The organism is Hymenobacter fodinae (assembly GCF_004745825.1).
Classification (GTDB): domain Bacteria; phylum Bacteroidota; class Bacteroidia; order Cytophagales; family Hymenobacteraceae; genus Hymenobacter; species Hymenobacter fodinae.
In genome coordinates this window covers 21231-44463 of record NZ_SRLA01000004.1, presented here as the reverse complement: position 1 = coordinate 44463, position 23233 = coordinate 21231, and the positions used below count along the sequence as shown (strand labels likewise).

General features: G+C 54.6%; 20 protein-coding genes. 9 read left to right on the top strand and 11 right to left on the bottom strand.

The annotated features are described in order from the left end of the window. Positions 1-14 precede the first annotated feature (14 nt). The 7 genes from tpiA (at position 15) to EU556_RS17970 (ending at position 10748) form a co-directional block, all read left to right on the top strand. Positions 15-779, top strand: a complete 765-nt coding sequence (gene tpiA / locus EU556_RS18000; RefSeq protein ID WP_135435534.1) for a triose-phosphate isomerase — start codon at positions 15-17, stop codon at positions 777-779. 151 nt (positions 780-930) lie between these two features. Next, entirely contained in the window at positions 931-1308 is a 378-nt protein-coding gene (locus EU556_RS17995) for a DUF6150 family protein (protein ID WP_245327771.1), read from the top strand. Positions 1309-1426: 118 nt separating this feature from the next. Further along, positions 1427-2263, top strand: a complete 837-nt coding sequence (gene prmA / locus EU556_RS17990; RefSeq protein WP_135435533.1) for a 50S ribosomal protein L11 methyltransferase — start codon at positions 1427-1429, stop codon at positions 2261-2263. 226 nt (positions 2264-2489) lie between these two features. Then, entirely contained in the window at positions 2490-7646 is a 5157-nt protein-coding gene (locus EU556_RS17985) for a hypothetical protein (protein WP_135435532.1), read from the top strand. A 411-nt stretch (positions 7647-8057) separates the two neighbouring features. Next, positions 8058-8699, top strand: coding sequence for a glycerol-3-phosphate 1-O-acyltransferase PlsY (gene plsY, locus EU556_RS17980; RefSeq protein ID WP_135435531.1), 642 nt, complete (start codon positions 8058-8060; stop codon positions 8697-8699). An 82-nt stretch (positions 8700-8781) separates the two neighbouring features. Continuing rightward, positions 8782-9291, top strand: coding sequence for a hypothetical protein (locus tag EU556_RS17975; RefSeq protein ID WP_210116325.1), 510 nt, complete (start codon positions 8782-8784; stop codon positions 9289-9291). A 95-nt stretch (positions 9292-9386) separates the two neighbouring features. Further along, positions 9387-10748, top strand: coding sequence for a dipeptidase (locus tag EU556_RS17970; protein WP_135435529.1), 1362 nt, complete (start codon positions 9387-9389; stop codon positions 10746-10748). A 75-nt stretch (positions 10749-10823) separates the two neighbouring features. On the opposite strand, the gene EU556_RS17965 is transcribed toward EU556_RS17970, so the two are convergent. The 5 genes from EU556_RS17965 to EU556_RS17945 all read right to left on the bottom strand — a co-directional run bounded on the left by EU556_RS17965 (position 10824) and on the right by EU556_RS17945 (position 14760). Continuing rightward, on the bottom strand, positions 10824-11417 hold the full coding sequence (locus EU556_RS17965) for a porin family protein (protein WP_135435528.1): 594 nt from the start codon (positions 11415-11417) through the stop codon (positions 10824-10826). A 98-nt stretch (positions 11418-11515) separates the two neighbouring features. Continuing rightward, positions 11516-12214 (bottom strand): hypothetical protein, encoded by a 699-nt coding sequence (locus tag EU556_RS17960; RefSeq protein ID WP_135435527.1) that lies wholly within the window; start codon positions 12212-12214, stop codon positions 11516-11518. 142 nt (positions 12215-12356) lie between these two features. Beyond that, entirely contained in the window at positions 12357-13058 is a 702-nt protein-coding gene (locus EU556_RS17955) for a porin family protein (RefSeq protein WP_135435526.1), read from the bottom strand. Between the two features lie 136 nt (positions 13059-13194). Continuing rightward, positions 13195-13866 carry a porin family protein gene (locus EU556_RS17950; RefSeq protein ID WP_135435525.1) on the bottom strand — a complete coding sequence of 224 codons (672 nt, stop codon included), beginning with the start codon at positions 13864-13866 and terminating at the stop codon, positions 13195-13197. Positions 13867-14016: 150 nt separating this feature from the next. Further along, entirely contained in the window at positions 14017-14760 is a 744-nt protein-coding gene (locus EU556_RS17945) for a porin family protein (RefSeq protein WP_135435524.1), read from the bottom strand. A 271-nt stretch (positions 14761-15031) separates the two neighbouring features. On the opposite strand from EU556_RS17945, the gene EU556_RS17940 reads away from it, so the two are divergent. After that, entirely contained in the window at positions 15032-16150 is a 1119-nt protein-coding gene (locus tag EU556_RS17940; RefSeq protein ID WP_135435523.1) for an acyloxyacyl hydrolase, read from the top strand. Between the two features lie 142 nt (positions 16151-16292). Next, entirely contained in the window at positions 16293-16931 is a 639-nt protein-coding gene (locus EU556_RS17935; protein WP_135435522.1) for a DUF2306 domain-containing protein, read from the top strand. Between the two features lie 63 nt (positions 16932-16994). On the opposite strand, the gene EU556_RS17930 is transcribed toward EU556_RS17935, so the two are convergent. From EU556_RS17930 to EU556_RS17905, 6 genes are all read right to left on the bottom strand, one after another. Further along, positions 16995-17114 (bottom strand): 30S ribosomal protein THX, encoded by a 120-nt coding sequence (locus EU556_RS17930; RefSeq protein WP_135435521.1) that lies wholly within the window; start codon positions 17112-17114, stop codon positions 16995-16997. Between the two features lie 63 nt (positions 17115-17177). Then, on the bottom strand, positions 17178-18209 hold the full coding sequence (locus EU556_RS17925; RefSeq protein ID WP_135435520.1) for a quinone-dependent dihydroorotate dehydrogenase: 1032 nt from the start codon (positions 18207-18209) through the stop codon (positions 17178-17180). Between the two features lie 315 nt (positions 18210-18524). Next, positions 18525-20063, bottom strand: coding sequence for a YifB family Mg chelatase-like AAA ATPase (locus EU556_RS17920; protein WP_135435519.1), 1539 nt, complete (start codon positions 20061-20063; stop codon positions 18525-18527). Between the two features lie 174 nt (positions 20064-20237). Then, a complete protein-coding gene (lpcA, locus tag EU556_RS17915; protein ID WP_245327768.1) occupies positions 20238-20822 on the bottom strand; it encodes a D-sedoheptulose 7-phosphate isomerase in 585 nt (194 codons plus the stop codon). A 9-nt stretch (positions 20823-20831) separates the two neighbouring features. Continuing rightward, entirely contained in the window at positions 20832-21242 is a 411-nt protein-coding gene (locus EU556_RS17910) for a hypothetical protein (RefSeq protein ID WP_135435518.1), read from the bottom strand. 117 nt (positions 21243-21359) lie between these two features. After that, positions 21360-23207 (bottom strand): ABC transporter ATP-binding protein, encoded by a 1848-nt coding sequence (locus EU556_RS17905; protein ID WP_135435517.1) that lies wholly within the window; start codon positions 23205-23207, stop codon positions 21360-21362. Positions 23208-23233: the final 26 nt, after the last annotated feature.

Genomic DNA, 23233 nt, shown 5'->3' with positions numbered 1-23233 from the left:
CAACCCTTTCCGCTATGCGTAAGAATATTGTGGCCGGTAACTGGAAGATGAATACCACTCTCCAGGATGGCCAAGCGCTAATTTCCGAAATCGTGAACATGGTGCAGGACGAAGTAACTGGCTCCAACGTGGAGGTAGTGGTGTGCCCGCCCTTCCCGTTCCTGACCACCATCGGCAAGCACCTGCCCCAGGACGGCCTCATTCACTTGGGTGCTCAAAACTGCCACCAGAAAGAAAGCGGCGCCTACACCGGTGAGGTATCGGCCCGCATGCTGCAGTCGGTAGGGGTAGAATACGTGATTCTAGGCCACTCCGAGCGCCGCCAGTATTTCCGTGAGGATGATGAGCTGCTGAGCCAGAAGTTGAAAGCGGCCCTGGCCGCCGGCCTGAAGCCCATCTTCTGCGTGGGTGAGTCGCTGGAAACCCGCGAGGCCGATGAGACCTTCGACTTTATCAGTAAGCAGCTGAAAGACGGCCTGTTTCACCTCTCCAACGAGGAGTTCGATCAGGTAGTAGTGGCCTACGAGCCAATTTGGGCCATCGGGACCGGCAAAACCGCTACCAGCGCGCAGGCCCAAGAGGTGCACGCCTTCATCCGGGAGCAAATTGCCCGCGCTTATGACGCCGAGGCGGCCCAGAACACCACTATCCTGTACGGCGGCTCGGCCAATGCCCAAAACGCCCGCGAGCTGTTCAGCCAGCCCGACGTAGACGGTGGCCTCATCGGTGGCGCCTCGCTCAAATCCCGCGACTTCACCGACATTATCAAGTCGTTCTAAGCGTTATTTCGGATGCCGTGCGGAGTCTGATGTTGCCTTCTGATAACTGCCTCAGATTTCGCGCGGCATATGAAATGATAGACTGGCCTAGGGCGTAAGCGAACTTATTTCGGCCAGATAATTGTCCGGAGCAGAGGCCTACCGACTACCTATGCTAACTACCTTACTTCTTGCCGGCCTGCTGGCCCTGAATCCGTTTCAGCCGGCGCCGCGCATGCCATTGGCGGCTACTTCGCTAAGCTCCGTGGATCCGTGCCGCGTGTTTGGTACGGTGTATCTCGAAACCGACCCGCGCCGGCAGAGCCGCTGCTTTGGCTCGGTGTACATGGAGCCCGAAGCTGACTTTGCCGACCTGATGGTCTTCAAGGAAACTAGTAAGCTCTTCGCCGACAAGGTAGGCCTGTGGTACCTCACCGACTCGCCCAACTTCGCCGATTACTCCTTGTTTGTTACCGACAACCGCAATCTCGCCGACTTCAGCATTCAGTTTACCAAGTCTCGCTCTTACGCTGGCTGCCGGAAGCAGTAATTGGAGAGTGGCCTAGGCCGGGTTGTGTACACCAAACTTGTACTTTTGCACTGTAATTGCCGTCCATAGCTATTGGGCGGCATTTTCATTTCCCTCGATACCACATTGCTGCTCTTATATGGACTTTGTAGAAGTAACCGTAAAAGCTCCTCGCGAGCTATCTGATATTCTGGTAGCTGAAATGGCTGAACTCGGCTTCGATACCTTCGAAGATAACGACGAAGGCTTTTGCGCCTACACCACCGAAGACGTATTTAACCACGACCACGTAGCTGAAATCATGAGCCGCTACGAAGGGTTGGGTGAAGTAGGCTACACGCACCGCATTATCACGCGCCAGAACTGGAACGCCGAGTGGGAAAAGAATTTCCAGCCCTTGGTAATTGCCGATAAGGTATCGGTGCGGGCACCCTTCCACGAAGCGCGCCCAGACCTGGCCTACGAAATCGTGATTATGCCGCGCATGTCCTTCGGCACCGGCCACCACGATACCACGGCCCTGATGATTACCAATCAGCTCAACATCGACCACCAAGGCAAGCGCGTGCTCGACATGGGTTGCGGCACCGGCATTTTGGCCGTGATGGCCGTGCACCTGGGCGCCGACTACGTGCTGGCCGTGGACGTAGAGCCCTGGACCGCAGAAAATGCCGCCGACAACGCCGCCGAAAACAACGTGCAGGACAAAGTAGAAGCCCGCCTCGGTGATGTAACTGCTTTGGAAGGGGAGGAGCCCTTCGATATTATACTAGCCAACATCAACCGCAATGTGCTGCTAGAGGATATGCCAGCGTATGCCCGCTACCTCAAGCCCGGCGGCCCCATCTTGTTCTCCGGATTCTACGAAGAGGACCTTCCGCTTATTCAGGAAGCAGCGGAAAAGGCGGGCTTCCAGTACGAGAGCCACCGCACCCAGAACCACTGGGTTTCAGCCGTGTTCCGCCAGCCAGTCTAAAAAGCGCTGGCAGCACTGTGGGAAATATATATAGTATTGCTTGAGTTAAAAGGCTGTCTCTGAGGAGGCAGCCTTTTAATTTATTGAGTAGTTGCCGAAATGCTCTCCTGAAATAGTATAAAATTCAGGTGAGGTATGATTGTTGGAGGGATAGGGGGCAAGATGGCGGAAAGTGCCGCGTTTTGTCGAAATTGTAGGCGATTAATTAGGCGCTGACGGACTTAGTATGAAGCATTTTACTTTTAAGTGGGTATGCGCGCTGCTGCTGGGATTAAGTGCTCCGGCGTGGGCGCAGCAGACCAAACCCCAACCTTCTAAACAACCTGCAGGAGTGGCTCCGGCGGCTCCTGCTTTGCCCCGGTTTACGGGTAAGCTGAGCAGTGACCCTCAGCAGTTTATGGTGGATGTGCAGTCGATGATGGCTACCGCTAATGTGGCCTCAGGCAAGGCGGCGGCGGCTCGTCTGCAGGAGGTATGGGCCAGCAACCGCCTCACGGCCACTCAACAGGCCTACATTGTGGCGTTGTCGCAGCAAATGCTGGCGCGCAAGTTTAAGGCCAAGCCACACTTCGAGGCGTTCTTCACGTCGATTACGGCGGGTGCCCAGGTGCAGAACTTCTCCGACGCCCAGATGACCGAGTATCTGAACGTAGTAGGGAAAGCACTGGCCCGGGAGCAAGTGCCCGAGGTGGAAAAGTTTCTGCTGAACTCGGCTCAATTTCTACAAACCAAGTACCTCTACCGCTCGCGCTATAACCGGCTGCGGGTAGATGGCGGCACGTTCAGCTACGCCTACAACGAAACGGATATGCCCTCCATGGCGCCCCCGGTAGCGCCAGCCGCTCCCGCCTCGGCGGCCGTGGTAACCAAGCCCCTCAATACCAAAACGCCCGCAAAGAAGAAAGCCGCTGATGGGTGGGACTCCAACGATATGTGGGGCTCCGATGATGCCGGTACGGCTGCTACGCCTGGCCTAGCGCCCACCTACGATACGTACATGGCGCCCACCACCCGCGGGCCCGTCCTGATTCTGAAGGATGCCGACTTGTTTATGGCGGCGGCTGGCGACTCCATTATCATCCACAAAACCAGCGGGGCCATAACCACGCAAAACCGGTTTGTGGGTTACGGCGGCCAGTACGGCTGGCAGATCAATAACAACCCCGTTACGGCCGACCTGACCAATTATAACTTCGATATTACTAAGGCAGAGTTTACAGCCCAGCCCGCTACGCTCACGTATCCGGCCGTGCTGGAAGCACCAGTGAAGGGCTGGCTGGCCTACCGCAGCCTGAAGCGCAAAACCCCAACTGCCGACACTGGCTACCCTCGCTTCATCTCCAACACCAATGATGCCCGGGTGAAGAACATCGGCGAAAACATTCGCTACTACGGGGGCTTTACGCTGGCCGGCAACCGAGCTATGTCGGCCTCGCTAGATGGAGCCTTGTCGCGCATCATTGTGGAAGTTGATGGCAAGCCCAAGTTCAAGGCGTCCTCACTTTCCTACGTGCTCGGCGACTCCATTATCAGCAGCCAGCGGGCGGCAGTTACTATTTACCAAGACAAGCAAGACTCGCTGACGCACCCTGGCGTGCGGCTGAAGTACGCGAAAGGGCCGCAGGTGCTACAGCTTACCCGCGAAGAGGGCATGTACAAGAACACGCCTTACTACGACTCTTACCACCAGATGGAAATCACGACGGAGCTGCTCACGTGGCCGCTCCGCACGTCCAACATCGACTTCTCCATCCTAACGGCCAAAAACCAGGTTACCGCCAACTTCGAATCGAAAGAATTCTACACCAACACCCGCTACCAGCAGATCAAGGCCATCAATAAGATGCACCCCTTGCAAATGGTAGTGGGCTACAGCCAGAGCCACGGAAACACCCGCCTGTTTTCAATCCAGGATATGGTGACGGCCCTAAAGATTAGCCCCGATAACTTGCGCTCGGCCATGTCGGGCCTGGCGCGCGATGGGTACGTGAAGTGGTATCCTCAGACTGATCAGGTAGTGCTGCTCCCGAAGGCGACGCACTACGTGAACTCCTCGCGGGGCAAAAAAGATTACGACCACATTGCCATTAAGTCGTTGTCGCCCTCGGGCAAGAATGCTACGCTGAACTTGGCTACCAACGACCTGCTAGTGCGCGGCGTCGACCGCTTCAACTTCTCCGACGACTCCGTAACGGTGTTCGTGAAGCCCGACTCCAGCGTTATTCGCATTCAGAAGAACCGTGGGGTACTGTTCAATGGTACCGTAGTAGCCTCGGCCTTTATCTTCAAAGGCAAGGAGTTTAAGTTTGATTATGACGGCTTCTTCATTGATCTGGTGAAGATTGACTCCATCATTGTGAAGGGCAAAGGCTCGAAGGGCTCCGTGATGAAAGCCCGCAAAGACACCGACTTTACCCTCACCAATAAGAAGAAAACCTCCTCGGGTAAGCTCTACATCAACGCGCCCAACAACAAATCGGGCCGTAAGAAATTGGGGGCGTATCCGTCGTTTGATGCCAGCACCGGAGCGTACGTATTCTTCGACAAGCCGGAAGTATTGGGTGGTGCTTACGATACCACGATGTACTTCGACATTCCGCCCTTCAAACTCGATTCCCTCAATAACAAGAACCGCGGAGCCGTGGGGTTCAAGGGTACGTTTGTGTCAGGTGGCATCATGCCCGACTTCAAGACAAAGCTTTCTCTGCAGGAAGATGGGTCTCTGGGCTTTACCTACGATGTGCCGAAGGAAGGCTTCCCGCTCTACGGCAACAAGGGGCGCTTATTCAACAAGGTGACTATGAGTAACCGGGGTCTGCAGGGCATCGGTAATATTAAATACCTGACCGGCGACTTTGCCAGCGACCAGTTTATCTTCTACAAAGACTCCGTGGTAACAGTGGGTAAGTCGGGCACAATTCTGCCGGGGCCACTGAGCGGCACCGAGTTTGCCAAGGTAACGCTACAGCCCGGCTACCAGATGAAGTGGGCCGTGAAGCAAGACTCTATGTACCTGAGCAGCCAGCAGGGGCAAGGGCTGAAAATGTACGACGCCACCTACGCATTTAAAGGTACCCTGACCTATACGCCTGGCGGTCTTTATGGTGACGGTGGTATGGATGGTCCGCAGTCCTTTATTCGCTCGGCAGGCTTTGTCTTCAAACCGACTCGTTACACGGGTAAAAACGCCACCTTGAGTGTAAAGTCGGCGGAAGTGAACAAGCCGGCTCTTACGGCTAACAACGTAGGCTTCACCTATGACTTGAAAGCCGGTAACACGCAATTTGCGCGTGAGGCGGGCGATAACAAGTCTAGCATTGAGCTGCCGTATTCGCAGTACCGCACTACGCTTTCGGGCGGTAAGTGGGACTTCAAAAAGAAGATTGTGCAGCTCAGTGTAGAAGCTGGGGCCGACTCGTCGCGTTCTTACTTCTACAGCACCAAGCCCGAGCAGCGCGGCCTGAAATTTCAGGCTGCCACGGGTAAGTACGACCTGAGCCGCTACCGGCTGGTAGCGGGTGGAGTGCCTCACATTGCCTCCGCTGACGCCTGGATTATGCCTGACTCGAGCCGGGTGTATGTGCTGCCAAACGCCGAAATGCGTAGCTTCCAGAATGCCGGTATTGTGCTGGATACGCTGCACAAGTACCACGCCTTGTATAAGGGTGAAATCAAGATTGACTCGCGCACCTCTTTCACAGGTAACGCGCTGTATAACTACAAGAACGCCTCCGCCGATTCGTTTGCTATTAAGTTCACCAACTTCAAAGCCGATTCTGCCGCCCTGGCCGCGCGCGGCCCGAAAGGCGGTAAGCTAGGCAAGGCGCTGTTGAAACGTGGAAACGAAACGGAGGACGTGCCTACTTCGCTGCCCACTACGGCCGTGGCCACTATTGCGGCCACTGATAAGTTTCACTTGGCGCCCCGCATTGCGTACCGCGGGGCCGTGAAGATGAATTCTCAGAAGCGCGGCTTCACGTTTGATGGCCAGGCTAAGCTGGAATTTGTGAAGAATGCTAGCGCCTCAGAGTGGTTTGCCGTGCAGGACAGTATTGACCCCAAGGGCATTCGGATCAAGCTCAATGAGCCAAAAACAGAAGACGGGACGCCCATGCTGTCGGGCCTTTTTCTGTCGGAAAACGCGGGTAAGGTATACCCCCTGTTTGTGGCTCCTAAGCCCGGCGTAACGGACCAGAACGTATTCCAGGTAGACGGCACGCTCAGCTACGACCAGAAGAAGCGCGTGTACGGTATCAGCCAGCACGACATCAATAGCCCCGACATCTACGAGGGCTCAGTGCTAACGCTGAACGACTCTACCGGGGTCATGAATTTCCGCGGTAAGCTTAACCTGATCAACTCCAACAAAGATTACACCCTAACGGCCGCGGGCCTAGGCCAGGCCAAACCCGATAGCGCGCTCTACGACCTTGACACGTTCATGGCTTTCGACATTGTACTGCCAGAAAAGGCCGTAGAAGCCATGGGCAACGACCTGGCTACCAATGCCAAGGGCTTACCTGAGGCGCTGACTGGTTCTCAGGCGCAGCTGTACAAAATGGCGGAGTTTATCGGCAACAAGGCGGTGCAGGACTACAGCACACGCAAAGGCGGGTACACGCCGCTGCAGAAGTTGTCGCCGAAGTTCCTGCACACGGTGGTCCTGAACCAGGTGAACCTGCGCTGGAACGATAAAATGCGGGCTTGGTACTCGGTGGGTAAGATAGGCCTAGTGAGTGTGGGCAAAAAGGACATCAACGCTCTGATAGACGGTTACATTGAAATCAAGAAGGAAAGCACCGGCGACGCCGTAGAGCTGTACCTGGAGGCTGAACCTCAGACCTGGTACTATCTCAAGTATTCCAACAATGTGCTGCTGGCCAAAGCTCAGCACGGCTCCTTCGATGAAATCATTGGTCTGAAAGCCAAGGGTGACTACAACACAGCTACCCAGTACGGCTTCTTCCTCGGCGACGACCAGGAGGTGCAGACTTTCCTCAACCACTTCCGCAAAGACTACCTGAAGGAGTCGGGCAAGCGCAAGGTGAACACCACCCAGCCCGTGAGCACCGGCAACTTCGACAACATGGAGGGCAACTCGAAGAAGAAAAAGAAGAAGCTCGACCCCGTAGAGGAAGCCATGCAGTCGGATGCTGGTGCCGCCCCAGCTGAGGAAACCAGCAAGAAGAAAAAGAAAAAGGACGAGCCCGTAGAGGCCACTGCCCCTGTAGAAGCAGACCCCGCCGACACGGGTAAGAAAAAGAAGAAAAAGGATGAGGTAGTAGAAACGGCTCCGGCTGCTGATGCTCCTACCGAAGAGCCCAAGAAGGAGTCGAAGAAGAAAAAGAAAAAAGACGCCAACGACCCCTTCGGCGAAGAATAACCACTAACAGCAAACCGCCCCGCCAGAGCTTCTGGCGGGGCGGTTTGCTGTTAGTGGCCTAGCCAGCGTGGAAAGTGAGCAAAAAGTGTGGTCATGCTTCATCTGGCGTCTGCCCAGTGGAAGTAGCTCTACTGCTGCGTCGAAATGATAATGCAGCTCACTGGGACAATACTTCGACATGTGCAGCAGGACAGTCTTTTGGCTTACTGCCCAAGCAGCCTAAGCTATGACGCAGGCTAGGCCAGTCTTCCTGGCGTGAGAAGATTCCTCCTGCTTGAGGGGTATGTGTAGAATAGGACGAAGTAGGAGCGCCCAAAGAACAATCAATAGGCCTAGTGGCTATTCCGACTAACACCGCTGCCCCAGAACCGTATCTTTACCCCATAGCTCGACCTCTACCCACGTTCCCGCATGAATCTCCCCCTCGTTCTAGGCCTTTTAGTGGCCGCCTACCTCATTGGCTCCATCCCTACCGCCTTATGGGTGGGCCGTTTGTTTTTCGGGATTGACATTCGGGAGCATGGCTCGGGTAACTCAGGCGCTACCAATACCTTCCGGGTGCTGGGCAAAAAGCCAGGCTCCTTCGTTATGGCCATTGACGTGCTGAAAGGGTGGGCCGCTACCTCGCTAGCTTCGGTGATGCTGAACCAAGGCGCCATTCTACCGGAGCAGCTGCTGTATTACCAAATCGCCTGCGGAGTGCTGGCCGTGCTAGGCCACATCTACCCGATTTACGCTGGCTTCCGGGGCGGCAAAGGCGTGGCTACTGTGCTGGGGATGATGCTGGCCATTGCCCCCGCCACGGTGGGCGTCTGCATTCTGGTGTTCATCGTCACGCTGTTGATTTCGCGCTACGTATCCTTGAGCAGCATGACGGCCGGCGTGACGTTTGCCCTGTTGCAGTTGCTGCCTCAGTTCCGGCCACAGAACCAGCTGCTGGTGTGGTTTGGCTTCGTGCTGGCCGTGCTACTCGTGTATACTCACCGCGCTAACATCGGGCGCCTGCGCGCCGGCACCGAAAGTCGCGTACCCATGCCGTGGGATAAGAAGTAGCCACTTGGTATTCTTACTAGACTGCAGATTAGGTGCCTAGTGTAGTATAATGCGTATGGGGTTTGGCTTCAATCTTTTTTTCATGCTTGTCCTGCTACCAGGGACAGGCATTCTATTTTGGCTAGCAATTGCCACAGACAAACCAATCTTTCTTAAAGCACTGGCTGGTTTGTGGGGCGTTGTGTTTGGGTTGATAGGCCTAGCTTGGTTAATCCATCTATTCACGCCGAAAAGCGAGTTGGAGAAAGATAATTATTATGGCCAGTATGTAATTGATCGAACTAAGTTTCCTGGGAAGCAAGCCGATTGGCAGTACAATCATTTTCGCTTTGAAATCACGAACGATGATCGAATTACCTTCTATCAAATGGAAGGTGATTCTATTCTCAACACATATTTCGGCGCAATTTCCACTGTTAAACCTTATAACTCGCACCGGCTAGTTGTGAGGATGAAGCAACCCACTCATCACATTCTTGCTTCTAACCCTACGGTGTATCGGCAAAAAGGACACTTCTATTTAGTGTTCAAATCGTCTCACTTCGGCAATGTATTCTTTACAAAAAACGACTGGAAGCCGTTGCAGGAATAAGAATAGAAAGGTATAGTTCAGATGCTAGCTCACGCACTACTCTAGGCCTGTCCTGCTACCTTTACCCTCGCATTTCCAACTAACCCCACCGCCGCATGGCTTCTTACCTCGAACAGAACCAAGAGCGTTTTTTAAGTGAACTGATGGACTGGCTCCGCATCCCATCGGTTTCGGCTGATCCTAAGTTTCATGGCGACGTACTGCGTGCCGCTGAGTACCTGAAAGCCCGCTTCGAGGAAGTAGGCCTAGAGAAAGTAGAGCTGTGCCCCACGGCCGGCAACCCCATCGTGTACGGCGAGAAAATAGTCGACCCCGCGCTGCCTACGGTGCTCGTATATGGCCACTATGACGTGCAGCCCGCTGACCCCTATGAGCTGTGGACTTCCGGCCCGTTCGAGCCCGTTATCAAGGACGGCAAAATCTACGCCCGTGGCGCCTGCGACGACAAAGGCCAAGTGTATATGCACGTGAAGGCCCTGGAAGTGATGAACCAGGACGGCGGCGTGCCCTGCAACGTGAAGGTGATGATTGAGGGCGAGGAAGAAATCGGCTCGAACAACTTGGCCATCTTCGTGCGCGAAAACAAGGAGAAGCTCAAGGCCGATGTTATTCTGATTTCCGACACTGGCATCCTCTCCAACGACCAGCCCAGCATTGAGGTAGGCCTCCGCGGCCTGAGCTACCACGAAGTAGAAGTTACCGGCCCCAACCGCGACCTGCACTCTGGCCTCTACGGCGGTGCAGTGGCTAACCCTATCAACGTGCTCTGCAAGATGATTGCCAGCCTGCACGACGAAAACAACCACATCACCATCCCGGCCTTCTACGACAAGGTAGCCGTGCTAAGCGAGGAGGAGCGCGCCGAGCTAAACCGCGTGCCCCACTCCGACGACGAATTCAAGCAAAGCATTGGCCTACCCGACACCTACGGCGAAGCAGGTTACACCACCGTGGAGCGCATTGGCATCCGGCCCACGCTGGACGTAAACGGCATTTGGGGTGGCTACACCGGCGAGGGCGCCAAAACGGTTATTGCCTCCAAGGCATTTGCTAAAATCTCGATGCGCCTGGTGCCCCACCAGACCTCCGACGAAATCACGGAAATCTTCCAGAAGCATTTTGAGAGCATTGCGCCCAGCGGCGTAACTGTAGTAGTGCGGCCCCACCACGGCGGTGAACCCGTAGTAACGCCCACCGATTCAGTGGCCTACAAAGCTGCCGCTGATGCCATGGAAACCACCTTCGGCAAACGCCCCATCCCCACGCGCGGCGGTGGTTCCATCCCGATTGTAGCTATGTTCAAAACCGAGCTAGGCCTCGATTCCGTGCTACTCGGCTTCGGCCTGGATTCCGACGCCATCCACTCGCCCAACGAGCACTACGGCGTATTCAACTTCCTGAAAGGCATCGAGACTATACCGCACTTCTACCGCAACTACGCAGCTGCGGCAAAGTAAGAAGTAGTGGCCTAGAGGCATGAAAAAAGGCTCGTCTGCTAGCAGACGAGCCTTTTTTCATGCCTCTAATTTTAGTTAACGAGCGTTGAGCGAGTAAGTCAGATACAACTGGAAAACGTTGTTGCGAATATTGTTCTGCACGGTAGTTCCGCCCGTGTTAAACGACTTTTCAACGTTGGTAATGCCTCCGTTGTAGCGCAGGCCCACGCCTAGGCCAGTCTTACGTTGGTAACCCAAACCCGCTACGTAGCCAGCATCCACGGTATTGTAGGCCGGTTTTACATCGGTGCTTGCATTGCCGGCCTTGTTCTTAGCCGAAACCAGGAAGCCTACTTGCGGACCCGCCTCAAAAAACAGTCCCTCAACATTGATGTGGAACACTAGCGGCACGTCTATGTAGTCGAGGTGGGTGGTGAAGTTGAATGGGGGAAATTTGGCTCCTTTGCGCGAGTACATAATTTCCGGCTGAAACGCGAACAAACGGGTAAACCCAATATTGGCGAAGGCACCGGCATGAAAGCCCACGATGCTTTTGTGGTTGGAAGCTTGCTCGCCTGAGAAGGAGGAGAGGGAGCCTCCCGCCTTCAGCCCTAACGATACATTACTTTGTGCCTGCGCCGCCCCGGCTAGGCCAGTCAGCAAGAGTGCGGAAAGAAATACTTTCTTCATGGAGGTAATCAAAAACGCGTAATACGGCCACGAAACTACGCCGAAATACCTCGTTTGCCGGCGGCTACAGCGCACAAGCCTGAGCTTGTGCAGGACTATTACTTCGTTTTCTCTTGGTTAGCAGGCTGGCGAGCGGCTTTGGATTTTCTGCTACCAATGCTCTTGACCAACCTGACCGGGCTAGTAATGAACCGGATAATCTGCCGCGGCTCAAATAAATAGCCTAGGTAAAACTCCACTGTGCTGTTGCGCAACTGCAACTGTCGGCTGCCGCTGATAGGGCTGGGGTTAAACACATTGCTGAGGCCGCCTATGTAGCGCCAACCTACTGTAACGCCGGTAGTGTCTTGGTAGCCAAAACCCACTACAAAGCTTCGGTCCTGGTCTTGGAAAGTAAGGGTGTTAATAGCCTGGGCAGACACAATGTTGGGGGTGGCCGTTCGCAGCCAGTTCAGCTGCGGCCCTGCTTCCACAAAAATGTCGGCGAAGTGGTACTGCAACAGCAATAGTGCGCTAATGTAGTCGAGGCGGTGACCAATAGTACGACCGTAGAGGGTGCCATTGTCGCCGCGTTGTACGTAAAGGCCCTCGCCCTGAATGGCAAGCTGCTCAGTAAGCTTAACGCGCAGAAGGGCGCCACCTTGTCCCCCAAAACGCAGAGAGCTGTTCTTCGCATCGGTTCCGATACCATTGGCAATGGCTGCTCCGCCCTTCAGACCGAGAAGTATACGCTGAGCATGGCTAGGAATAGATAGCAATATGGTGCCCACCAGAAGCACACCAGATAGTAAACGCATTAATACAGGGTATTCAGAGCACAACAATAATATGGCTGCAAGATTACGGTATTGTCAGTAGCATTCTCTGCCTATAACAAAAAAACCGCCCGACTCCTAAGGCAGGAGCCGGGCGGCTAAGTAATGAAGTGGCCTAGCAGCGTTACTTGCTCGGAATCAGATAGCCTAAGGAGAGCTGCACCGCCGAGTGACGGGCGTTGGCTAGGTCGCCGTTGAAATACGTGCCATTGTCGCTCTTCACAAAGTCGCTGAAGGCGCCAGTGTAGCGCAGGTTCAGGCTGAGGCCGTTATCGGCTTGGTAACCTACGCCGGCCACGTAGCCCAGCTCACTCCGTTTGAAGCCGCTCACGTCCTTCTTGTCCTGCGCCTCGGTTACGCTAGGCGTGCCGTTGGGCTGGCGCGTCCGCGTGATTTTGGTTTCGTCGTTGGCGCTCAGCAAGTAGGAGTACTGAGGGCCGGCTTCTACGATAAACCCACCGGCGTTTATCTTCAGCAGCACGGGTACATCAAGGTAGTTGTAGTTTACCTTGCCCTCGCGCTTCTCGGTATAGCCAACTCCCAGAATAGTGTTGGTGTATTCCGTAGGTTTGTTCTCAAAGCCTTTCTGCGAGTACAATACCTCGGGCTGAATGGAGAAGAACCCGTCGCCGGTAACGTCAGCGTTCAGCATTACACCGCCGAGAAAGCCGAACTTGTTGTTGTAAGTGTTCTCGTTTTTGATGTTGCCGGCCAGGTTAGCGTAGTTAGTACCGGCACGCAGGCCCAGGCGTACGCCTTGAGCTTGAGCGGAAGAAGCTGCAGCTACAGTGAGCAAGGCAGCAATAGAGAGGAGTTTGTGGTTCATGGTGCAACAGAGGTTAGAGGTAGAAAATGTGCACGAACCACCTTAAACGAAAAGTGTGCCAACTGCCCTGCCGCTTATAATGCAAAAGGCCCCTCCCGTGATAAAGAGGGGCCTTTTGTGAAAAATCAGAGCAAGCTTATTTGCCCGGAAGTAGGTAACCTACAGAGAGTTGGAAGACGGAGTTGCGGGCATTGCGCACGTCATTATCCTGGTACCCGTCCTTGCCAAAATCGGTGAAGGAGCCGTTGTAGCGGAGGCCTAGCAGCAAGCCAGCGTCCGACTGAAAGCCCAGCCCGGCGGCATACCCAATTTCGTTGCGGTTTACGTTGTCTAGGTTGCTGGTGCCGCTCCGTTGCGTGGCCGTATTGCCGTTGATAGAAACTTTGGAGTCATCCTTCACCTTGAGCAGGTAGCTGTACTGCGGCCCCGCTTCCACGAAGAACCCACCGGCGTTGATTTTCAGCAGCACCGGTACATCAATGTAATTATAGGTTCTGTCGCCTTCGTACTTAATGGTGTTGCCACCAATATTGAACTGGCTGTCTGCGTATTTAAAGCCTTTCTGGGAGAACAGCACCTCCGGCTGCAGGGAGAGGAAGCCGTCGTCAATTAGGCCCACATTGAGCATCAGCCCGCCGTGAAAGCCAAACTTGTTTTCAAAGCGGTCCTCATCAGTGAGGTCGCCGGAGAGGTTAGACAGGTTAGCTCCGCCCTTTAAGCCCAAACGGACTCCCTGAGCATGCACTGCGGAGGACGCAAGCGTAGTAACTGCTAGTAGCGCGCCAGCTACAAAAGCCGATTTTTTCATGAGGTAAGTAATGAAGTGTGGAAGGATTGGATCAGGTACTGTGCGTGAGTATGCTTAACGATAACAGCCGAATATTCGCGTGGTTCTATAAAAGAATAGAGCTGCTCCCGGCAAGGGAGCAGCTCTATTCTTTTATCTAAAACCTAGCATCTACTTGGTAGGAATCAGGTAGCCTACTTGCAGCGTGAAGGCGTTGTTGAACGCTTTAGGCTCGTTGTCGGTGTCTTTGGTATCGATGAGGGAGTTGAAGCCACGAGCATAACGCAGGCCCAAGCTCAGGCCACCCTCGGTCATGTAGCCGAGACCAGCCACACCACTGATGTCGAACTGCGCCAAGTCAGACTTGTACGCGTCGTCGCGGCTTACCCCGGTGTAGTCCAGGAAACCACTGTTGTTCTCCACCTTGTCCTTGTCGCCGTTGGTGTACTTAGTGGTGGTTTGTTGCTTATTCTTTGAACCGAACAGGTAGCTTACCTGCGGGCCCAGCTCGAAGAACAGGCCACCAGCGTTGATTTTAGCCAGCAGGGGCACATCGAGGTAGTGCAACACGCGCTGCTGTTCCGACTCAACCTTGGAAACGCCGGCTGGCAGGTTCATCTTCTGCTCCGATTTGATTTCGTAGCCTTTGCGGTTGTACAGCAGCTCAGGAGCAAACGAGAAGAAACCGTCGCTGCTCAGCGGAATGGAGAGCGAAACCCCAGCGTTGTAGCCCAATTTGTAGTCGCCTAAGTCAGTGCTATAATTAGGGCCCGTAATCTGGCTAACATTGCTGCCAGAGATATTGGAGTAGGTGGCACCAGCTTTTACGCCAATGCGAAACCCGCCAGCATCCTGAGCGTGGGCTAGAGAGGCAGCCGAAGCTAATGCTAGGGTGAGAGCTGCAATTTTTTTCATGGGATGGGGATGGGGAAAAACACCAACAAAGACCACTTCACGGACCGATGCAGCCACGTTCTTCGTGGTTCACAGGGTGTCATACCGTAAAGCAGTAGGCCAGGGTTGCGGCTGAGTCAGGTTTTTATTATTAATAAATATCTATTCTATATCATCCTTTTTAGACAATCTCAACAGTAATAGTACTTTATCAATGGGTAGTGAAACAGTGGCTTTCACTTTTCCATCGGGCCGATTTCGCTAATTTTGACCCGCTTGCCCTTTGCTTTCTATGACGATCCGACTTGTACTGCTACTAGCTGGCCTACTAGCAGCTAGTAGCGTAGGCTATGCCCAGAAGCAACGCCTTAAGCCAGGGCCACCCGCGGGCCCTCTGGTACTAGGGGCCTACGCGCAGGGTAGCTTTATTCTGGCGCATACTCCTGCTGTCAAGCACCTAGCCGTTTCACACCCTACCGGCGTAGAACTCAACCTGCAGCGCCAAACCAATGGCTCGGCACCCTGGCATGCCTGGTACCGCTATCCGAAAGTAGGCGCGGCCTTCGTGTACTATGACTATCACAATCCGGTACTAGGCAAATCGTACGCTGCTACGGTGTATATAAACAAGTCGTTTGTGCGCACCCAGCGCCAAGAGCTCAACTTCCGCATTGGTACAGGTGTCGGGTTCTTTCCTATTCGCTACGATCAGGAAACCAATCATAAGAACACTATCGTCAGCTCCCGCTTGAATGCCACCATTCAGACGAGGCTGGAATACGATGTGGCTGTGTCGGAACATCTAGGCCTGTTATTGGGGGTTGGGCTTAATCATTATTCCAACGGCGCTACCACCAAGCCCAACTTCGGGATTAATCTGCCTACGGTACTGCTAGGGCTCAACTACCACCAGCAACGCCCTTTCTCGCCATTGCCCATCGGAGAATCGGCCCTCACGCCGCCCGACTTGGGCCGCAACTTTGTGGAAATAAGCGGCACAGCCGGCTTAAAGCAGCGCAACGAAACCGACCGCAATAAGTACTGGGCCAACTCCGTCACCATTGCCGCAGGTCGCCGTGTGAACCGCAAGAGCAACTTAGTCATAGGCCTAGAGGGCTTCTACGACCGTAGTTTGCGCGCCGAGCTCCGCGACACCGCCCGTACGACCGAAAACCTACCCGACGTGAAAAAGGCGGGCGCCTACGTTGGGCATGAGCTCTTGTTCGGGCGGCTGGCGTTTGTGTCGCAGTTGGGGTTTTACCTGTACAATCCGTACAAGTCCAACAAATTCTATTATGAGCGGCTGGGGTTGAAGTATCGGTTTACGGAGCGGCTGTTCGGCAGCATCGACCTGAAAGTGCACCGCGGTTCTGCCGATATAATAGAGTGCCGATTGGGCGTGCGGCTGTAACGCGCGAACGATTTGGTAGGCGAAATAGAAGGTTGGGTCAGTGTTCTTGCTGGTTGGGAGACAGACAATTTGAAGCCAGCATGGCCGGGGCAATATTGAGGCAACTTCTTAATAAAACGAGGCTCTCAACCCTCAGCACGCCATGGAAACCTTCCTGCACCTAAACCGCTGGCTGCACATTGTGGCTGGCTTCACTGGCTTTTTTGTAGCTCCCTTGGCTCTGGCTGTCCGGAAGGGAGGCTCGGCCCATCGGTTCTGGGGGCGCATATTCTTCTGGGCAATGCTGGTGGCGGGTACTACGGCTATAGTTTCCGCCAGCCTCAACGGCCTTACCTTTCTGCTATTAACGGGCATTTTCAGTTTATACCTGGCGCAGTTTGGCTACCGCTCGTTGTACCACAAGCGCATGGGCCTAGACCAGCAGGCGCAGCCGTATGATTGGGGCGTGGTAACGCTAGGCCTGCTGCTTTTTGCGGGTACACTGGCCTACGGGCTATTCAGCCGACCCTTCAACCCGGTGCCTCTCGTGTTTGGTGCCATTGGTCTAATGACAACCATTCGACAGGTACGGAGCTATTTGCTTCCTGGGCCTTGGCCCGCCGGACAGTGGCTGCGCAACCACATTTCAGGCTTTGTGGGCTCTTACATTGCGGCGGTTTCGGCCTTCTCCGTAACCAGCCTCAAGTTTATCCCCTTTCCACTCAACTTTTTGTGGCCTACGTTGGTGTTCGTGCCCGTGCTAATCTGGATGCAGCGCCGCTACCGACCCTTGGCTGCCTAGGCCAGTAGTGCATACTCATATAAGCAACTGCCCCGAGACTAGTGGTAGCTCGGGGCAGTTGCTTTATTTTTTGTCAGCTGGTTTAGGGGGTGTGGTCTTGGCCGCGCGCCGTTTTTTGCGGTGCACTCCATAGCTGCCGTTCGTGCGTTTGCCTTTTTGGGTCTTGATGTCTCCTTTGCCCATAACTAGTAGTTGATTAAAGGTGAAACTGACTGTCAACTAAGCTACGGCAAGCGAGTGGTTTTGTTAAGCTGATACCAGGGCTTGGTTGATTCGCTTTACCAAGCTTGGTCCTTCGTAAATAAAGCCAGTGTACAGCTGCAGTAAGGAGGCACCGGCAGCTAATTTCTCCTGCGCATCTTGGGCCGAGTTGATACCACCCACCCCGATAATAGGTAATTGGCCTTGGCTGTTGCGGTGCAAATACCGGATTACCTCGGTAGCGCGGCGGCGCAAAGGGCGCCCACTTACCCCACCCGCGCCTAATGCGGCTACCTGCCCAGCTGGCGTCTGCAAATCGTCGCGGCTGATGGTTGTGTTGGTTGCTACTAGGCCACTCAGCTGAGTTTCGCGAGCAATTAGCAAGATGTCGTCGAGTTGTCCGTCCGTAAGGTCGGGGGCAATTTTGAGCAGCAGTGGCCTAGGGCGCGGCAATGCTTGGTTGCGTTCCTGTACCTGTTGCAGCAACTGTATAAGAGGCTCGCGCTCCTGCAGCTGCCGCAGATTGGGCGTATTGGGCGAAGAAACATTCACTACAAAGTAGTCTACTACTTCGTGGAGCGCTTCTACACAGGCCACGTAATCTGCAGCTGCTTGCTCATTGGGGGTGTCTTTGTTCTTCCCAATGTTGCCCCCAATAAGTATATCGGAGCGGCGCTGGCGCAGGCGGTTGGCGGCAGCGGCGGCCCCCTCATTGTTGAAACCCATGCGGTTTACCAGGGCCTCATCTTGAGGCAAGCGGAACAAGCGGGGTGTCGGGTTGCCGGGCTGGGGCCGCGGCGTAACCGTTCCAATTTCCACAAACCCAAACCCAAGGGCGGCTAACTCGTCGGTGAGCACGGCGTTCTTGTCGAAGCCCGCTGCTAGGCCTACCGGGTTGCGAAACGTAAGGCCAAATACTTCTCGCTCTAGGGCCGGATGGCGGAAGTCGTACAAGCCCCGCAGCAGGGCCGCTGTGCCCGGCAGCTGGTGGGCCCGCTTCAAGTTGTCAAACACCAAGTGGTGAGCCCGTTCGGCATCAAGCTGGAAGAACAGGGGTTTCAGCAGAGCTTTATACATAGCTCTGCAAAGCTAAGGGTGAAATTGTGAAGTGGTGAGTTTACTACATAAGTAACTCAACGGATTAAGAGGATGCGCCCCAGCGCACTAGCTCAGCGCCTGGCAGTTCAACGGCCTCGTAAAGCCAGCTTCTAAGACCTTACCCACAATGAAGCCCTTGACTCAGCAGAAGCAAGAGCCCTGGCATACAACCGTGTTTATGGGTTTGGAGCACGTACCAATATCTTGGCGGAAGCAACTGCGCTGCTCAAACTGGTAGCCTAGCACTACGCTAGGCCACTGCGGGCACTCTACTTGTTGGCCATGCCACTTCGGTTACCCAGCCCAGCCTTCGCGGTCTAGGCTGCGGTACTGAATGGCTTCGGCTAGATGTTCAATGCGGATTTCCTCAGCGCCGGCAAGGTCAGCAATGGTGCGGGCTACTTTCAAAATCCGGTCGTAGGCGCGTGCCGAGAGGCCTAGGCGTTCCATTGCGGTTTTAAGTAAAGACAGTCCTGCCTGATCTATCCGGCAAATGTCCTTCACCATTTGCGACGGCATCATGGCATTCGAGTGAATATCCGCAAACTCCCGAAACCGCGCGGCCTGCTGCTGCCGGGCCTTCTCAACGCGCTGCTGAATATCTTGGCTGTGTTCTGCGCGCCGCGTTTCCGTCATCTGATCAAAGGTGACGGGAGTTACTTCCACGTGCAGGTCAATACGGTCAAGCAACGGGCCACTTACCTTGTTGAGGTAGCGCTGCACCACGCCGGGGCCGCACACGCATTCTTTCTCTGGGTGGTTATAATAGCCGCAGGGGCAGGGGTTCATGCTGGCGATGAGCATGAAGTTGGCCGGAAAATCAATGCTGAGCTTGGCCCGCGAAATCGTCACCCGCCGCTCTTCTAGGGGCTGACGCATAACTTCTAGTACGGTGCGCTTAAACTCGGGCAGCTCATCCAAAAACAGCACGCCGTTGTGGGCCAGCGAGATTTCACCCGGTTGTGGGTTGCCGCCGCCACCTACCAGCGCTACATCAGAAATAGTATGGTGAGGGCTGCGGAAGGGGCGGTTGTTCAGCAGAGAACTGTTCGCGCCCAGCTTGCCCGCCACCGAATGAATTTTTGTGGTTTCTAGAGCTTCCTGCATGTTCAGGGGCGGCAAAATGCTGGGCAAGCGCTTCGCTAGCATAGTTTTGCCAGCGCCAGGAGGGCCGATCATAATCACGTTATGACCACCCGCGGCCGCTATTTCAAGCGCGCGCTTGATGTTCTCCTGGCCCTGCACGTCGGCAAAATCAGCCGCGTACTGGTTGGCCGTGTGCTGAAACACATTCCGCGTATCAACCAGCACCGGCTCTATCGTTTGGCGACCCTCCAGAAAGTCAACGGCCTCCTGCATGGTCTCCACCGGAATCACATCAAGGTTATTCACAATGGCCGCCTCCTGCGCATTTTCCTTAGGCAGGATTAGTCCTTTGAAGCCTTCTTTGCGGGCCTGTATGGCAATGGGCAGCACCCCGCGAATTGGACGTAACGCGCCGTCCAGCGCCAATTCACCCATCACCACATATTCGCTCAGCAACTCCGTATTAAGCTGCTGCGATGCGTGCAGGATACCTAGCGCAATGGGCAGGTCGTACGAAGAGCCTTCCTTCCGGATATCGGCCGGGGCCATATTCACCACCACTTTGGTGCGGGGCATGCGGTAGTTGCGGAATTTAAGAGCCGCTTCCACGCGCTGCTGACTTTCTTTGATGGCATTATCTGGAAGGCCGACTACAAAAAAGCCTGTTCCTTGTGATACAACTACTTCGATTGTAATAGTATAAGCATTAACCCCTTGTACGGCAGAGCCGAAGGTTTTAGTAAGCATACATCAACAGCAATAAGCAGACAACAATAGAGAATAACCGGGGTGAATTTTCCAGTCAATCGGTAAAACTAGGCTGCACTAGGCAAAATAATAGGGCTCATCGATAAAGCATAGACTACGCTCGATGAGTGTGCCTTGCTTACCGTTGAGCCCTATTAATGGAACTGGTAACGTTTACTTTACTAACTGCTCAATGAGCAGGATCATGATGTGAATAGCTTTAATATGTACTTCCTGAATGCGGTCAGCGTAGCCGGGGTGGGGCACTCGTATTTCTACGTCGCTGAGGCCCGCAAGCTTGCCTCCATCCTTGCCTGTGAGGCTGACTACTTTCATACCAGCTGCTTTAGCAGCCTCGGCGGCATTCAGAATGTTTGGGGAGTTGCCACTGGTACTAATGGCAAGTAGCACGTCGCCCGGCCGGCCTAGGGCTTCCACAAAACGGCTAAATACGTAGTCGTAGCCAAAATCATTGGCTACGCAGCTCATGTGAGAGGCTTCAGTGAGGGCAATAGCGGCTAGGGCGCGCCGGTTCTGCCGGTAACGGCCCGATAGTTCTTCGGCAAAATGTTGGGCATCGCAAAGGCTGCCGCCGTTGCCACAGGTGAGGATTTTGCCGTTGCTGTTCAGCGAATCGGCCATCAGGCGGGCCGCTTGCTCAATGGCCTGCAGGTTAGCGGGGTTCTGCAGAAAGTGGTCGAGGACGGCGCGGGCTTCCGTCAGCTCAGCCTGGATTACGTTGGTAAGCAGTTCAGACACGAGGAAAAGTTAGGTCAGGGGCTGGCCCGAGGGGTCGTAGGGGGTAGACGACGGGGGCGTAGTGGGTGCCACGTACCCGTCGGGGATGGTGGTAGTACCGGTGCGGGTACCAGTGCCGGGCACCCGATCTGCAAGGCGCTGCTGCTCCATCTGCTGATCGTAGAGGCGGGCTTTCAACTCGTTGATTTTGCTTTCGCGGACGGTGACTTCACGGCGCAGCAAAACACTATCGAGATTTTCCGTGATGAGCTGGAGGCCTAGCAGAACCACCGCCACAATAAACAAGGTGAAAAACAGCGACTCGGGCGTGCCGGCCATGTTTGCGAAGGAGTTCCGAACGGCCGGGCTGAGCAGTATCAGCAAGCCCAGCAGCAGAAACACCATCACAAGAATTGTAACCAGACGTTTAATAGCAAGCATGGATTTCAGAGACTAAGGAAGGAAAACAAGGCTATAGTACGCAGAAGCGTAGTTGGCGGACTAAATATAGCGTTTTACTACTGCTTCTGAGCTCGTCGGTGGTGGCGCTTGGCCATGCTACACCAAGGCGGCGTTGGTAGTCTGCATCAGGCTGAGGCGCTTATATAGGCCACCCTCATGGCGGATGAGTTCCTCGTGGGTGCCGCGCTCTACAATGCGGCCGTGCTGCAGCACCACAATCTCATCGGCGTGCTGCACAGTGCTCAGGCGGTGCGCAATTACCAGAGAAGTGCGGTTCTGCATGAGGCGCGTTAGGGCTTCCTGCACCAGCTTTTCGCTTTCTGTATCAAGAGCGGAGGTAGCCTCATCTAGAATAAGGATGGGGGGGTTCCGCAAAATAGCCCGGGCAATGCTTAGGCGCTGGCGCTGACCCCCTGAGAGCCGGGAGCCCCGGTCGCCAATCATGGTCTGGTACCCTTCCGGAGTAGCCGTTATAAAGTCGTGGGCATTGGCAATGCGGGCCGCCTCTATCACCTCCGATTCGGTAGCCTGAGTGTTGAAGCGAATGTTGTTGAAGATAGTATCATTGAACAGGATGCTTTCCTGAGTCACGATGCCCATTTGGTCGCGTACGGAGTGAATGGTGCAGTCGCGCACATCGTGGCCGTCGATGAGCATCTGGCCGCCCGTGGGGTCGTAGAAACGCGGCAATAGGTCGGCAAGGGTGCTTTTGCCGCCGCCGCTAGGGCCCACTAGCGCCACGGTTCTGCCCTTCTTAATAGTGAGGTTGATGTCTTGCAACACCGGCGTATCGCCGTAGGCAAATTGCAGGTTGCGAAGTTCAATCTGCTGCTCAAAGGGTGGCAGCACCTGTGCCTTGGGCTTATCGCGGATAACTGGCTCAGTATCGATAATACTCAGCACCCGCTCACCGGCCACTAGGCCCCGCTGAATGTTGCCAAACGACGATGACAAGGCCTTGGCCGGCGTAAGTACCTGCGAAAACAGAATGACGTAGCCAATAAACGTCTCGCCATTCAAGTCCGATTGCCCACCCAGGATGAGAGTGCCACCAAAGTACAGCAGGCCAGCCACCACCGAAACGCCGGCAAATTCCGAGAACGGGGAGGCCAAGTCGCGGGTGTTGTCGATGGCGCGGGAAGTGCGGGCGTACTGGTTGTTCTGATCCTCGAACTTGCCCTTGATGTAGTCTTGGGCATTAAAGGCCTTAATTACCCGCACACCGCCTAGTGTTTCATCAATCACCGAGAGCATGGTGCCCAGGGTGCTTTGGCTCTGCTTAGCCTGGGTACGCAGGCGCTTAGCTACACTGGCAATAATACCACCCGAGAGAGGCAGAAGAATGAGTGTGAACAGTGTAAGTGGCACGGATATATAGAAGAGGAGAGCAAAGAAGGCAACAATCTTAAACGGCTCCTGAATAACGGCCGTCAAAGTATTTACCACGGACGTTTCTACTTCCTGCACGTCGCTCGTAAAGCGCGACATAAGGTCACCCTTCCGTTCATTGCTAAAAAAGCTCAGCTGCAGCCCAATGATGCGGTGATATAAGTCGCGGCGCAGATTACTGATAACGCGGGCTCGCACTTTGGCTAGCAAGCGTAGGCTGAGGTAGCGAAACACGTTGCTTAGTAGGACTGACACTACCACAATGGCGCACACGAAGCCTAGCGCGCCTAGCTTACCCTGCGACACTAATACATCAGCAAAGAAGTAATTGAAGGTGTCCCGAATCCAATCAAGGCTAAACTGGAAAGGTGGGATATGATCCGGAGCCTGTAGAGGCACTTTGTCGGTCTTATCAAATAAGACCTTTAGCAAAGGAATAATGAGGGTAAAATTGGCTAGGCCAAAGAATGTACCCAGCACCGTGTACAGTAGGTACTGCGGCAGAAAAGCGGCCCAGGGCCGCGCGTATTGCAGAATGCGGAGGTAGGTCTTCATCGGAAGCGGCAAAGGTAGCGCATTCC